This is a genomic window from Vibrio sp. B1ASS3 (assembly GCF_905175355.1).
Lineage (GTDB): Bacteria > Pseudomonadota > Gammaproteobacteria > Enterobacterales > Vibrionaceae > Vibrio > Vibrio owensii.
The window spans coordinates 3466346-3480733 of record NZ_HG992742.1; the positions used below are offsets into that span (position 1 = coordinate 3466346).

The 14388-nt window shown below is 44.2% G+C and carries 11 protein-coding genes; 4 read left to right on the plus strand and 7 right to left on the minus strand.

Going from position 1 to position 14388, the window contains the following annotated elements; all coding sequences use genetic code 11:
- Positions 1-255 precede the first annotated feature (255 nt).
- The 3 genes from KJB05_RS15675 (at position 256) to KJB05_RS15685 (ending at position 2076) form a co-directional block, all read left to right on the plus strand.
- Positions 256-1134, plus strand: coding sequence for a hypothetical protein (locus KJB05_RS15675; protein ID WP_244142903.1), 879 nt, complete (start codon positions 256-258; stop codon positions 1132-1134).
- Positions 1134-1559: a hypothetical protein gene (locus KJB05_RS15680; RefSeq protein WP_208444621.1), complete on the plus strand. Its 426-nt coding sequence runs from the start codon at positions 1134-1136 to the stop codon at positions 1557-1559. The genes KJB05_RS15675 and KJB05_RS15680 overlap by 1 nt, the downstream gene beginning before the upstream one ends.
- 124 nt (positions 1560-1683) lie before the next feature.
- Entirely contained in the window at positions 1684-2076 is a 393-nt protein-coding gene (locus KJB05_RS15685) for a hypothetical protein (RefSeq protein ID WP_208444620.1), read from the plus strand.
- Positions 2077-2157: 81 nt separating this feature from the next.
- Here KJB05_RS15685 and carB read toward each other — a convergent pair whose 3' ends face one another.
- The 5 genes from carB to secA all read right to left on the minus strand — a co-directional run bounded on the left by carB (position 2158) and on the right by secA (position 11153).
- A complete protein-coding gene (carB, locus tag KJB05_RS15690) occupies positions 2158-5391 on the minus strand; it encodes a carbamoyl-phosphate synthase large subunit (RefSeq protein WP_005436162.1) in 3234 nt (1077 codons plus the stop codon).
- A 16-nt stretch (positions 5392-5407) separates the two neighbouring features.
- Complete coding sequence (carA, locus tag KJB05_RS15695; RefSeq protein WP_009707730.1) at positions 5408-6547, minus strand: glutamine-hydrolyzing carbamoyl-phosphate synthase small subunit; 1140 nt, start codon at positions 6545-6547, stop codon at positions 5408-5410.
- 481 nt (positions 6548-7028) lie between these two features.
- A complete protein-coding gene (gene dapB / locus KJB05_RS15700; RefSeq protein WP_208444619.1) occupies positions 7029-7838 on the minus strand; it encodes a 4-hydroxy-tetrahydrodipicolinate reductase in 810 nt (269 codons plus the stop codon).
- 113 nt (positions 7839-7951) lie between these two features.
- Entirely contained in the window at positions 7952-8350 is a 399-nt protein-coding gene (mutT, locus tag KJB05_RS15705; RefSeq protein WP_208444618.1) for an 8-oxo-dGTP diphosphatase MutT, read from the minus strand.
- 73 nt (positions 8351-8423) lie between these two features.
- Positions 8424-11153, minus strand: coding sequence for a preprotein translocase subunit SecA (gene secA / locus KJB05_RS15710; protein WP_208444617.1), 2730 nt, complete (start codon positions 11151-11153; stop codon positions 8424-8426).
- 420 nt (positions 11154-11573) lie between these two features.
- Here secA and KJB05_RS15715 point away from each other — a divergent pair, with 420 nt between their 5' ends.
- The gene (locus KJB05_RS15715) at positions 11574-12032 is read left to right on the plus strand and encodes a DciA family protein (protein WP_045482257.1); all 459 of its coding nucleotides are present in this window, start codon (positions 11574-11576) and stop codon (positions 12030-12032) included.
- A gap of 69 nt (positions 12033-12101) precedes the next feature.
- On the opposite strand, the gene lpxC is transcribed toward KJB05_RS15715, so the two are convergent.
- Positions 12102-13019, minus strand: coding sequence for a UDP-3-O-acyl-N-acetylglucosamine deacetylase (lpxC, locus tag KJB05_RS15720; protein WP_005436150.1), 918 nt, complete (start codon positions 13017-13019; stop codon positions 12102-12104).
- 101 nt (positions 13020-13120) lie between these two features.
- The gene (gene ftsZ / locus KJB05_RS15725) at positions 13121-14365 is read right to left on the minus strand and encodes a cell division protein FtsZ (RefSeq protein WP_041057687.1); all 1245 of its coding nucleotides are present in this window, start codon (positions 14363-14365) and stop codon (positions 13121-13123) included.
- Between the last annotated feature and the right edge of the window lie 23 nt (positions 14366-14388).

Below are 14388 nucleotides of genomic sequence, written 5' to 3' on the forward strand. Positions count from 1 at the left end.
AATATTTGTAACCAAGATGGAGTTACGATAGCACTGCCACGCAAACGCACAAAAGGAAACTCAAGACACCAACCTATTCCATATTTTCATCAATAAGAGCGCGGTTAGCAAAAGCAACTCAAAAACACGAATGAAAAAATGAAGTTTAGAGTATCGTCGCAAAAACAATCCCAAACTTGAGAAGATGAACCGAAGCAAAGGTATAAAACTAGATGCTTAACATTGTTCTATATCATCATTCTTTAGAAACAACGGATGCAGGATGCAAACCAACTAATGAGTAGTTACCCACTAAAACACAGCAACAGTCGAAGTACAGCTTCATACAATAGCGCTTATCCTCTAAGTGAGAGAAAAAGAAGTGACAAAGAAGTCGTTATTTTTTCTTTAGATAGTTTCGATGTCATAGTTAAACATTACATCAAAGACAAAATAAGGCTAACTCGTTGGGAAAACATTAAATCAACGTTTGAAAACTCAGCTGGATATTTTGCTACAGGACAAGACCTAGTATTCATATCTACCCTAGCAAATTACTTGTACGGGAATAATAGTACGATAGTTGTCAAGAACTACTCTGGAGCACCGCATATTATAGTCACAGGCTCGCCAGCTATCAAAATAAAGATAAAAGGAGTTGCTAAAGTATTACCTACACCAACAGTTGCAAAATTTGCAGTTGGGCCTGAAGCTGCTCTTAACTCGATAAAAAGTGGTGGTGTTATCACGATAATCCTTTTGAGCTCATACAGAGTTGTTGATTACTTATTAGGTGATAAGCAGACTCTTTCGAAGCTATTAGGAACTATAGCGAGCGATATTATTAAGGTTGGACTTTCATCAGCTGCAGCTGCCATATTTGTTAATTTTGCAGCTTCTGTTGCTGGTGTAACTGTGACTTTAAGTGCTGGACCTATTCTTGCGGCCATTGTAATAAGTAGCGCCGTTGGCCTTTATCTAAATAAGGAAGATCAGGATAAAGGCTTAACTCAAAAGCTAATTCGTTCTATTGACAGCTATATAGAGAGCATAAATAGAAGCATAAAGAGCGACATAGAAGAAGAACACAACGAAACTATTAGAAGAGCTCATTCAATGGTATTTTCTCAGAACATGAGCAAAGGACTACTGTGATGACGCATGGTAGCTACGATAGAAAACAAGCATTATTCTACTTGATATTCTTACTCATATCATCAACCTCTCTATTTATATACTCACTAAAAGGCATAACTGGCTTCTATGACAATATAACCACTAAAAGTGAAGTAACAACTTTTGATCAAGTCTATGTATATACGCTTGGAGCGAGTTTCATTCTTTTTGAATGCTTGAGAATACTTGTCATCTCAATTATATCAAATGACTTTGTAACTAAGAGCCAATTCAAAAAATCAAGTAAGATTTTTTTAGCACTCTCCATAACTACTTTTTTATCATTATACCCTGCAACTATCTTAGCTGATGTATTTGCTAAGTCTAATAACTATACATTTAGCAAAGAAGAATCGACTTACAATATTTTACTGGAAAAGAGAGCATACAAAATAAATAAGTAAGTAGAGTTTATTTTATAACTACCACACTGATAGAACTCAGCAGGTGGCGCACTGATCTAATTATGAATCACTTTGTAATGTCGGACACATACCAAATTTCAGTTTAAAAATTAAAGAGGGTCGCATGACTAAAATGGTTCTCCCTATAGCTTTATATCTATGCTTGACCATTGGTCTAGTAATAAGCCTAAGCATCTGGAATGAGTGTTTTTCTATCACTCAACAAATAGAACTCGATACTTATTTCATTCTCTCCGGTACCATAACTGCAACAATAATATGTGTGCCACACATTCTGACTATAAGCAAGGGCTTGAGTATTGCAGCGAAAGTAAACTTGCTCACCATTGCATTTATTCTTGTTACTTGCAGCGCTAATTTTGTTATTACAAATGGCAGTACTATTGCTTCATCTTTAGGGACGTTGCTTTCAGTTATCAGCTTGATGCTATACAAAAGTCCGCTCTACCAAGCTTTCTTAGCGCACTTCAATTCTCTCCATTTTAAGAAACCTTAAAGACAAAAAAGCCCGCTCAAATGAGCGGGCAATGAGGTTGTCATATAAGCCCTATTTTTCAGGCTTACAGATTTTTATCTATTACGCTTCTAGGCTAGCTTTCACTTTTGCGTGTAGCTCTTGAACCGAAGTTACCGTGCTCTTCGCGTCTGCAGTGTGTGCCATACAAGTTGCGAATGCAGCGTTTAGCGTTGTCGTGTAGTTCACTTTCTCAGCCAGTGCACCGCGACGAAGAACTTTTGAGTCTTCAATCGCTTGACGGCCAGCTGCAGTGTTCACGATGTAGGTGTACTCGTTGTTCTTGATACGGTCAAGAATGTGAGGACGACCTTCGTGTACTTTGTTTACTAGACGTGGGTTAATACCCGCTTCGCCAAGAATCACTGCTGTACCGTGTGTTGCATCTAACTGGTAACCAAGTTTTGTCAACTTAGACGCTAGGTCCACAACACGCTCTTTGTCACCTGCACGAACAGACAGTAGTGCACGACCACCTTCTGGGTAAATGTTGCCACAACCCAATTCTGCTTTCGCGTAAGCTTCTGCAAACGTAGCACCAACACCCATAACCTCACCAGTAGAGCGCATTTCTGGGCCTAACAGTGGGTCAACACCAGGGAACTTGTTGAATGGAAGTACAACTTCTTTCACTGAGTAGTAAGGTGGGATGATTTCTTTCGTAAAGCCTTGAGCTTCAAGCGATTGACCCGCCATTACACGCGCAGCAATCTTAGCGATTGGTGCACCTGTTGCTTTAGATACGAACGGTACTGTACGCGCTGCACGAGGGTTCACCTCGATTAGGTATACTTGGTTGTTCTTAACCGCAAACTGCGTGTTCATCAGACCACGAACACCCAACTCGAACGCTAGCTTTTCAACTTGCTCGCGCATTACGTCTTGGATTTCTTGGCTTAGCGTGTATGCAGGAAGAGAACATGCTGAGTCACCAGAGTGAACACCCGCTTGCTCGATGTGCTCCATGATACCGCCGATAACCACGCGCTCACCGTCACAGATAGCATCGATATCGACTTCAACTGCGTCGTCTAGGAAGCTATCAAGAAGAACTGGAGATTCGTTCGATACGCTTACCGCTTCGTTGAAGTAGCGACGTAGATCTTGCTCGTCGTATACGATTTCCATCGCACGACCACCAAGTACGTAAGAAGGACGTACAACCAGTGGGTAACCGATTTCACGAGATTTCTCTACCGCTTGCTCCATCGTCGTTACTGTCGCGTTTTCTGGCTGTAGAAGACCTAGACGGTCAACTGCAACTTGGAAACGCTCACGGTCTTCTGCACGGTCGATTGCATCTGGGCTAGTACCGATGATTGGCACGCCAGCTGCTTCAAGTGCACGAGCCAGTTTCAGTGGTGTTTGACCACCGTACTGAACGATAACGCCTTTTGGCTTCTCAACGCGAGCGATTGCTAGTACGTCCTCCAGTGTTACTGGTTCGAAGTACAGACGGTCAGACGTATCGTAGTCCGTAGAAACAGTCTCAGGGTTACAGTTAACCATGATAGTTTCGTAGCCATCTTCACGTAGTGCTAGCGATGCGTGTACACAACAGTAATCAAATTCAATACCTTGACCGATACGGTTTGGACCACCGCCTAGAATCATGATCTTGTCTTTGTCTGTTGGGTTAGCTTCACACTCGTCATCGTAAGATGAGTACATGTAAGCTGTATCAGATGAGAACTCAGCCGCACACGTATCAACGCGCTTGTACACTGGGTGAATGTCGTACTGGTCACGTAGACGACGGATTTCGCTTTCCGCAACACCTAGAATCTTAGATAGGCGCGCATCAGCAAAACCTTTGCGCTTCAGCTTATTTAGTTCTTCTTTGTTTAGACCAGCGAAGCCTTTTGCTTTTAGCTCTTGCTCAAGCTTCACGATGTCTTCGATTTGAACTAGGAACCAGCGGTCGATTTGCGTTAGGTTGAATACGCCATCTACTGACATACCCGCACGGAATGCATCCGCGATGTACCAAATACGCTCTGCGCCTGCTTCTTTCAGCTCATGACGGATTTTCGTCAGTGCGTCTGGTGCATCTAGGTCAACCATCTCGTCAAAGCCTGTCGCGCCAACTTCTAGACCGCGAAGTGCTTTTTGTAGTGACTCTTGTTGGTTACGACCAATTGCCATAACCTCACCAACTGACTTCATTTGCGTCGTTAGACGGTCGTTAGCACCTGCAAATTTCTCGAAGTTAAAGCGAGGAATCTTAGTTACTACGTAGTCGATGGTTGGTTCGAATGATGCTGGTGTAGCGCCGCCAGTGATATCGTTCATCAGTTCGTCTAGCGTGAAGCCAACTGCCAGTTTCGCTGCAATCTTAGCGATTGGGAAACCTGTTGCTTTTGAAGCTAGAGCAGAAGAGCGAGATACACGTGGGTTCATCTCGATGATAACCATACGGCCATCTTTCGGGTTGATACCAAACTGTACGTTTGAACCACCAGTTTCAACGCCGATCTCACGCAGTACTGCTAGAGATGCGTTACGCATTAGCTGGTATTCTTTGTCTGTTAGTGTTTGCGCTGGTGCAACCGTGATTGAGTCACCCGTGTGGATGCCCATTGGGTCAAAGTTTTCAATCGCACATACGATGATACAGTTGTCCGCTTTGTCACGAACCACTTCCATCTCGTACTCTTTCCAACCGATAAGAGATTCATCGATAAGAAGTTCGTTGGTTGGAGATAGATCCAAACCACGACGACAGATTTCTTCGAACTCTTCTTTGTTGTATGCGATGCCGCCACCAGTACCACCCATAGTAAATGATGGACGGATGATACAAGGGAAGCCAACCATATCGAGTACAGCGTAAGCTTCTTCCATCGTTTTTGCAGTATCTGCACGTGGACACTCAAGGCCGATAGACTTCATCGCTTTATCGAAACGCGAACGGTCTTCTGCTTTGTCGATTGCGTCAGCAGTCGCACCAATCATCTCAACGCCGAACTCTTCAAGAACACCGTGCTTCTCTAGGTCTAGTGCACAGTTCAATGCAGTTTGACCACCCATTGTAGGTAGTACTGCATCCGGCTTTTCTTTCGCGATGATGTTGCGAACCACTTCCCATTGGATTGGTTCGATGTAAGTTGCATCCGCCATGTCTGGGTCAGTCATGATGGTTGCAGGGTTAGAGTTTACTAGGATAACTCGGTAACCCTCTTCACGCAGTGCTTTACACGCTTGTGCGCCAGAGTAGTCAAACTCACATGCCTGACCGATAACAATCGGACCAGCACCAAGAATAAGAATACTTTGAATGTCAGTACGTTTTGGCATTATCTACTACTCCGAATTAAGCGCTGTGTTTTTTGATTAGTTCGATAAAGTGGTCAAATAGCGGTGCCGCGTCGTGTGGACCTGGGCTCGCTTCAGGGTGACCTTGGAAGCTAAATGCTGGCTTGTCTGTGCGGTGAATACCTTGTAGAGAGCCATCAAATAGCGATACGTGAGTAGCACGTAGATTTTCAGGTAGTGTTGCTTCGTCTGCTGCAAAACCGTGGTTCTGCGACGTAATCATCACAACATTACGCTCCAAATCTTTTACTGGGTGGTTTGCGCCGTGGTGACCAAACTTCATTTTCACTGTTTGTGCACCCGATGCTAGCGCAAGGATTTGGTGGCCTAGACAGATACCAAAGATTGGTAGGCCTTTTTCTAGGAATACTTTTGTCGCTTCAATCGCGTAAGTACATGGTTCAGGGTCACCAGGGCCGTTTGATAGGAAAACGCCATCTGGGTTTAGAGCCAGAACGTCTTCTGCTGAAGTTTCAGCAGGAACAACCGTTAGGCGGCAGCCTCGGTCAACCAACATGCGCAGGATGTTACGTTTTGCGCCGAAGTCGTAGGCAACAACGTGATATGGCAATTCGCTGTCGTCTTTCGCTTCTGGAAGTCCACCCTCAAGCGTCCACGAACCTTGTTTCCATTGATACGCTTCTTTTGTTGTAACCTCTTTCGCAAGATCCATTCCTTTCAAACCAGGGAATTCTTTTGCTTTCGCTAGTGCCAAAGCTTCGTCTAGATTGTTACCAGCTACGATACAACCGTTTTGAGCACCTTTTTCACGCAGGATACGAGTTAGCTTACGCGTGTCGATGTCTGCAATGCCGACGATGTTTTGCGACTTGAGGTAATCAGAAAGGGATTGTTCATTACGGAAGTTAGAAGCGATAAGAGGGAGATCGCGAATCACAAGGCCTTGTGCGTGGATTGAAGAAGATTCTTCGTCTTCGGAATTGGTTCCGGTATTGCCAATGTGAGGATAAGTAAGAGTAACGATTTGTTGAGAATAGGAAGGATCAGTGAGAATTTCTTGGTACCCCGTCATCGAGGTATTAAAAACAACTTCACCAACGGAAATACCATCTGCTCCAATGGAAACACCGCGGAACACTGTCCCATCTTCTAGGACTAACAGTGCTAATTTACCCAAGACAACCTCCAGAATAAAAATGCATAAAAAATAAATTAAGCTGCAAATTTGCCTTCCTTTACCTTGATTATTTACATAAACAGGTATTTTTGACAAATTGGAGGCATTCTAAAGACGGACTTGGAAACTGTCAACACACATTGAAAAATAAATTATTACTTTCTAGCGAGTAAGGGCGTTTCAACAGAAAAAGCCCTAAAAAAGTAAGTTTTACCTATCTACATGCCACTTACCATGACTTTTTTGTGAATTTTACAAATTTGAACTTATTGCAGATCACAAAATTTTGCGAGATTTTTGCGCAAACGTTCACCCGACAAACTCAACCGTAACTTTTGAGCATTACAAAAAAATAAACACACCAAACACCCAAAACAACAAGCAAAGTGTCGATATTAACTCCCTATGACATGCTCATTTTATTTACATAATTTCCTTCAAATACAAAAAAGCCGGCTTACGCCGGCGAATAATTATGTATTTAAAGCTCATTTAGCCCGAGGACATCGGTCATGGTGTAGAAGCCAGCTGGTTTAGAATGTAACCAAACTGCAGCCTTTACTGCACCATTAGCAAAGGTCATACGATCCGTTGCTTTGTGGGTAATTTCGACACGCTCACCGATATCAGCAAACATTGCAGTATGCTCACCGACGATATCACCAGCGCGAATAGTCGCAAAACCGATCTCATCTTTCGTACGTTCGCCCGTGATACCTTCACGTGCATATACCGCAACGTCACTCAATTTGTTACCCATCGCGCCAGCAATGGCTTCACCCATACCAATAGCGGTACCAGACGGAGCATCAACTTTATGACGGTGATGCGCTTCTACGATTTCTATATCACAGTAATCGCCCATCACTTTGGCTGCTTTTTCAAGAAGCTTAAAGACTAGGTTCACACCTACAGAGTAGTTCGGAGCCATAACAACAGGAATTTGCTTTGCTGCTTCATCAATCAGGTCACGTTCTTCTTCACTAAAGCCCGTAGTACCGATGACAACGCTCTTACCATGTTGTTTACACAGCTCTAGATTCGCCAACGTGCTCACTGGAGCAGTAAAATCGATTACAACGTCAAAGTTGTCGACTTCCTTGGCTAAATCATCCGTCAGAAAGACATCAAACTTACCTTCACCACACAGTTCACCTACATCAACACCAACTAGAGACGATTCTAGACGTTCAGAACCAGCAGTAACGGATGCTTCTGGATTGATATGTGATGCTTTAAGTAGGTTGCGACCCATACGGCCGGCAGCTCCTGCGATTGCAATACGAACCATTGCGCTTTCTCTCCTTCTCTGGATAAACGAGGCTTACCTCGCCTTCTCTCGTTTCGCTGTATCTTTTTAAACTAACAATATCCCGTGTTAACCACAAGATAGTTCGCGGTGAGTTAGGAAAACTCTTTTACCACTCGTTCAAGGATCGGCACATTTGCTTCAGGGAAGGTGTAATCAGGCAGAGCATTGATATCGACCCAGCGTCCTTCTTGGCCTTCGCGACCATAAGGTTGATTCTCGAATTGTGAAACGGTCATAAAATCAAACTTCAAAGACTTGTCTGGATAGTCGTATTCCAAGTGCTCAAACAAAGCCTGTTCAGTGACGGTAATACCAATCTCTTCCTCAAGCTCACGAATCATCGCTTGCTCAACACTTTCACCTTGCTCAACTTTGCCGCCAGGGAACTCCCAAAAGCCACCTTTGTGTTTGTCGCTTGGGCGTTTGGTGATGAAGATTTGCGACTTGTCTTGGTTAAAGATGATCGCCGCAACAATGTGAATTCTTTTCATTAGATTCGTTCCTAGATCTATCGATACAAAAAGAGCCGCCTAAGCGACTCTTTATTTATGTTTTCAGACTGTATTAGTCAATTTTACCGTGGCATTGTTTGTACTTTTTGCCGCTACCACATGGGCAAGGCTCATTACGACCCACTTTACGCTCTTCACGAACCATTGGTTGGTTAGAGCCTTCTTCCGATTCTTCACCTTCCGAAAGTGGGTTCTGTGCTGCCGCGTGTTGAGCTTGTGCACGACGAGCTGCTTCTTCAGCTTGTGTACGACGTTGCTCTTCCATACGCTCAACTTCTTCTTGTTGTTGAACTCGAACACGAGATAGAACAGTGATGACGTCTGTTTTCAGCGCTTCTAGTAAACCTTCAAACAGTTCAAACGATTCACGCTTGTACTCTTGTTTCGGGTTCTTCTGCGCGTAACCACGTAGGTGGATACCTTGACGTAGGTGATCCATTGCCGCTAGGTGCTCTTTCCAAAGCGTGTCTAGCGTTTGAAGCATAACTGACTTCTCAAAGTTACGAAGCACTTGTGCACCCACAACTTCTTCTTTCGCTTTGTAGACTTCAACTGCTAGGTTGATGATCTTTTCACGTAACGCTTCTTCGTATAGCTTGTCGTCTTCCTCAAGCCATTGCTTGATAGGCGCATCTAGATCGAAGTCTGCTTTCAAGCGCTCTTGAAGACCTTCTACATCCCACATATCTTCTAGAGATTGTGGTGGAATGTATTCGTCGATGATCGCAGTAACAACATCTTCACGGTTTTGCTCGATCATGTCGCTAATGTCGTCAACACTCATTAGCTCATCACGCAATTCGTAAACCACTTTACGTTGATCGTTCGCTACGTCATCGTATTCAAGAAGCTGTTTACGGATATCGAAGTTACGACCTTCCACTTTACGTTGTGCTTTTTCGATTGAACGAGACAGCATCTTAGATTCGATCGCTTCACCTTCTTCCATACCGCTTTGGATAAGGCTAGCCATACGGTCCGAAGTAAAGATACGCAGTAGTGAATCTTCCATTGATAGGTAGAAACGAGATGAACCAGCGTCACCTTGACGACCAGAACGACCACGTAGCTGGTTATCGATACGGCGAGATTCGTGACGCTCAGTACCGATGATGTGTAGACCACCAGCTTCTAGTACTTGATCGTGAACTTGTTTCCACTCAGCTTTAATAGCATCGATCTGTTCTTTGGTTGGATCTTGAAGCGCTTCTACTTTCGCTTGCCAGCTACCACCCAGCACGATATCGGTACCACGACCAGCCATGTTCGTTGCGATGGTTACCGCACCTGGCGTACCAGCTTCTGCAACGATCTCAGCTTCGCGTTCGTGGAACTTAGCGTTTAGTACGTTGTGTTTAATCTTCGCTTTCTTAAGTGCATTAGAAAGAAGCTCTGATTTCTCGATAGAAACCGTACCCACTAGAGATGGTTGACCTTTCTCTACGCGCTCTTTGATGTCTTCGATGATTGCAGCAAATTTCTCAGCTTCAGTACGGTAAACCACGTCTGGCATATCGTTACGGATCATAGGTTTGTTGGTTGGGATAACCACTGTCTCTAGACCGTAAATCGATTGGAATTCGAATGCTTCTGTATCCGCTGTACCTGTCATGCCTGACAGTTTTTCGTATAGACGGAAGTAGTTCTGGAAAGTAATCGAAGCCAGCGTTTGGTTTTCGTTTTGAATCCTAACGCCTTCTTTCGCTTCAACCGCTTGGTGAAGACCTTCAGACCAACGACGACCAGCCATTGTACGACCGGTATGTTCATCAACGATAACCACTTCACCGTCATCATTGACGATGTAATCAACGTTGCGCTCGAACAATACGTGTGCACGAAGTGCTGCGTTCACGTGGTGCAGCAGGCTGATGTTAGTTGGAGAGTAAAGTGTATCACCCTCTTCCATCAGACCATTTTTCACCATGAGTTCTTCAACGAATTCTTGACCCGTTTCTGTTAAGTGAACTTGCTTAGATTTCTCGTCAACTGTGTAGTGACCGTCGCCGCGGTACTCTTCAGAGTCTTCTTTATCTTGCTTCTGCAGATGTGGAATAAGTAGGTTGATACGAGTATATAGTTCTGAACTGTCTTCAGCAGGACCAGAGATAATCAGTGGAGTACGAGCTTCATCGATAAGGATTGAGTCCACCTCATCGACTACAGCGAAGAAACGCTCACGTTGAACACGGTCTTCATTGCGGAAAGCCATGTTGTCACGCAAGTAGTCAAAGCCAAACTCGTTGTTTGTTCCGTATAGGATATCAGCTTGGTACGCTTCTTTTTTCGCTTGAGGAGGCATGTTTGGCACGTTCACGCCAACGGTCATACCTAAGAATTCAAATAGTGGACGGTTTGTCTCAGCATCACGTGTTGCTAGGTAATCGTTCACCGTTACTACGTGTACACCTTTACCTGGAAGTGCGTTTAGGTAAGCTGGAAGGGTTGCAGTTAGAGTTTTACCTTCACCAGTACGCATTTCCGCGATTTGGCCGCCGTTCAGTACCATACCACCGATAAGCTGAACGTCGAAGTGACGCATACCGTAAACACGCTTAGATGCTTCACGAACAGTAGCAAAAGCTTCTGGAAGTAGCTTATCAAGAGTTTCGCCTTGCTCTAGGCGTTCACGGAACTCAACAGTTTTAGCTTTTAGCTCTTCATCTGAAAGTGCTTCGAACGTTGGTTCGTAGTTATTGATCTCTTTTACAATTTTTCTAAGGCGGCGCAGTGTTCGGTCGTTGCGACTGCCAATTACTTTTGTCAGTAGCTTAGCTATCATTTTTCGTGAATCTCTCTTTAATCAGACCGTTCCCGATCTACTCGTAATGCCTTCAGTCTCTGCCAGTTTGGAACTAAGAATACTGAGATAAATCATTTATCAAAGATATTGAGTTCAAACATCCATATTTCAAGGCTAAATTTTGAATCAATGTGGCTTAGTGTAAGGATTTTTCATCGATACAACCATAAATAGACGTATTTGTTTGAAGCACTCGTAAGTTTTTAGACAAACTGATGGCGGATTAGCCAGTATTGCATAAGGCTCAAGACGTAAAGTCAGCATTTTCAAAACAATCCGCTTTAACTTGCTAAACCCAAATTGTCAGACTGAACTGAAAATAAAGGCCATAATGTAAACTATACCTAAGCAGAAAGCTGCTCTAGAATACCAATATCTCAACAAAATTAGATTTTACCTATGCGTGATCATCGCCCAACCTCAACAGACGATCTTATTGCTGAATCTCAATTTAAACAGATTCAAGAGCATGCTGGAGAGATCCTACAGCTGAACCAAGCCGTTCAAGAGATCTTACCAAAAGGCACGGCAGATCATTGCCGAGTAGCGAATGTGCGTAATGGTCATTTATTGATTGATGTATCGAGTGCTGCGATCAAAATGAAGATCGACTATGATCGCCTAATGATCCTAAATAAATTGCGAACGCAAGGTTTTGCCAAATTGATGAGTGTGGAAGTTCGGATTAATCCGTCTTTATATCGCAATCGATTTGAGCAAGAGAACAAACCTAAACGTCCACCATTAACTGAGTCGGCGGCAAACTCGCTGTTGATCATTGCTGATATGGCGCCACCGAAGATCCAAGAACGTTTGAAGCGCCTTGCCGATATGGCAGAGAAGAAAAGCGAAAAATAGCAACGAAACTTCAGATACTAAAAAGCCAAGCATTGCCTGGCTTTTTTAATTTGTTTGCGTTTGCGTATTTTACGCTAGAACCATATTTGGTTGTGCAAATGCGACTGGCGAACCTTCTTCTTCTTCGAACGTTGTCCATTCCCATGCTTCTTGATCTGCAAGAACAGCACGTAGAAGTTGGTTGTTTAGACCATGGCCTGATTTGAACGCACGAAATTCACCAATAATTGCGTGACCACACATGTAAAGGTCACCAATCGCGTCCAATACTTTGTGAGTAACAAACTCATTATCAAAGCGTAGACCTTCTTCATTAAGAATACGGTAATCATCCAGTACGATTGCGTTATCAAAGCTACCACCAAGAACTAGGTTCTGAGATTGTAGATATTCGATATCACGCATGAAACCAAACGTACGTGCACGAGAGATCTCGCGGACGAAACCTTGAGATGAGAAGTCAAACAGAAGACGTTGCTCGTCTGATTCGATCGCTGGGTGGTTGAATTCAATTTCGAAGTCCATACGGAAGCCGTTAAATGGAACAAACTCTGCCCACTTATCGCCATCTTCAAAACGAACTGGTTTCTTAATACGGATAAAACGCTTAGGTGCATTTTGCGTTTCGATACCTGCTTGTTGTAGCAAGTATACGAATGGGCTAGCGCTACCATCCATGATTGGAATTTCAGGTGCGTCAACTTCAACAATAATGTTGTCGATGCCCATACCAGCAAGTGCCGCGTTCAAGTGTTCAACAGTTGAAATACGCACGCCTTCGTCATTCACTAGTGCTGTACATAGCATAGTGTCACGAACAGACGCAGGATCAGCTGGGAAATCTACAGGTGGGTTTACATCTGTACGACGGTAAATGATACCTGTATTAGCAGCAGCTGGGCGCAGAGTAAGCGTGACTTTACGACCAGAGTGGAGACCCACACCAGTTGTTTTCACTATTTCTTTCAGAGTACGTTGTCTGATCATCTGCTTGCCTCTCTAAAATATGCTACAAAACACGGCCGTCTGTAACGTCGACCGTGAATGCTACCATAATTTTGAGCTATGTCAAATTTATGGGTTAAAGATTAATCAGCCTGACGACGCAAAAATGCCGGTATATCTAAATAACCGCTTTCTTTCTCTTGCTTTGGTGCTGCAGAGCTTTGGCTTGCAGAAGAAGCAGGAGATGAAACTGTGTTTGTCGGCTGAGGAGTTACCTGTGGCTTCTCTTGCACTGGAGTAGTTTGCAAGGTCTGTGCCGGTTTCTCTTCAGCTTGTGGCGCTACAGCTTGTTGTTGTGGTTGAGTTTGCGGAGCAGCTGTTGGAGCTACTTTCGCTTTGCCACCCGCAACTAGCGTGATGTCTGGTTTTTTCTCGTTGCCGATACCCGTAGCAACAACTGTTACACGGATTTCGTCAGTCATATCTGGGTCTAGAGAAGTACCGATAACCACTGTCGCATTGTCAGAAGCAAATGCTTTCACTGTGTTACCCACTGTCTCAAACTCGTCCAGACGCATGTCCAAACCAGCAGTGATGTTAACAAGAACACCACGAGCGCCTGCTAGATCGATATCTTCTAGAAGCGGGCTAGAAATTGCCATTTCTGCTGCTTCTTCCGCACGATCTTCGCCTTTCGCGATGCCGCTACCCATCATTGCATGACCCATCTCAGACATCACAGTACGTACGTCTGCGAAGTCGACGTTGATCATGCCAGGACGAGTGATTAGCTCTGCAATACCTTGAACCGCGTTCTTAAGAACGTCGTTCGCGCTTGCAAATGCTTCTAGCAGTGTTACACCACGACCAAGTACTTTAAGCAGCTTCTCGTTTGGAATCGTGATCAAAGAGTCAACGTGCTTAGACAGCTCATCGATACCTTGCTCAGCAAATGCCAAACGTTTTTTGCCTTCAAAGCTGAACGGTTTTGTTACTACCGCAACAGTAAGAATGCCAAGCTCTTTAGCTACTTCAGCAATAACAGGTGCTGCACCAGTACCTGTACCGCCACCCATACCAGCTGCGATAAACACCATATCGGCACCAGTTAGGGAATCTTTAATTCGATCTCTGTCTTCGAGAGCTGCCTCACGGCCGACCTGTGGATTCGCACCTGCACCCAGACCTTTAGTGATATCACCACCAATCTGAATGACATTGCCAACGCTTGTCTTACGAAGTGCTTGCGCATCAGTGTTGACGCTGATGAATTCCACACCTTCGATGGATTCACGCACCATGTGTTCAACAGCGTTACCACCGCCGCCACCAACTCCAACGACCTTGATTACTGCATCGTCAGACATTTCCATCATCGGTTCAAACATGTGTTGTCTCCGTTTATCCTGCA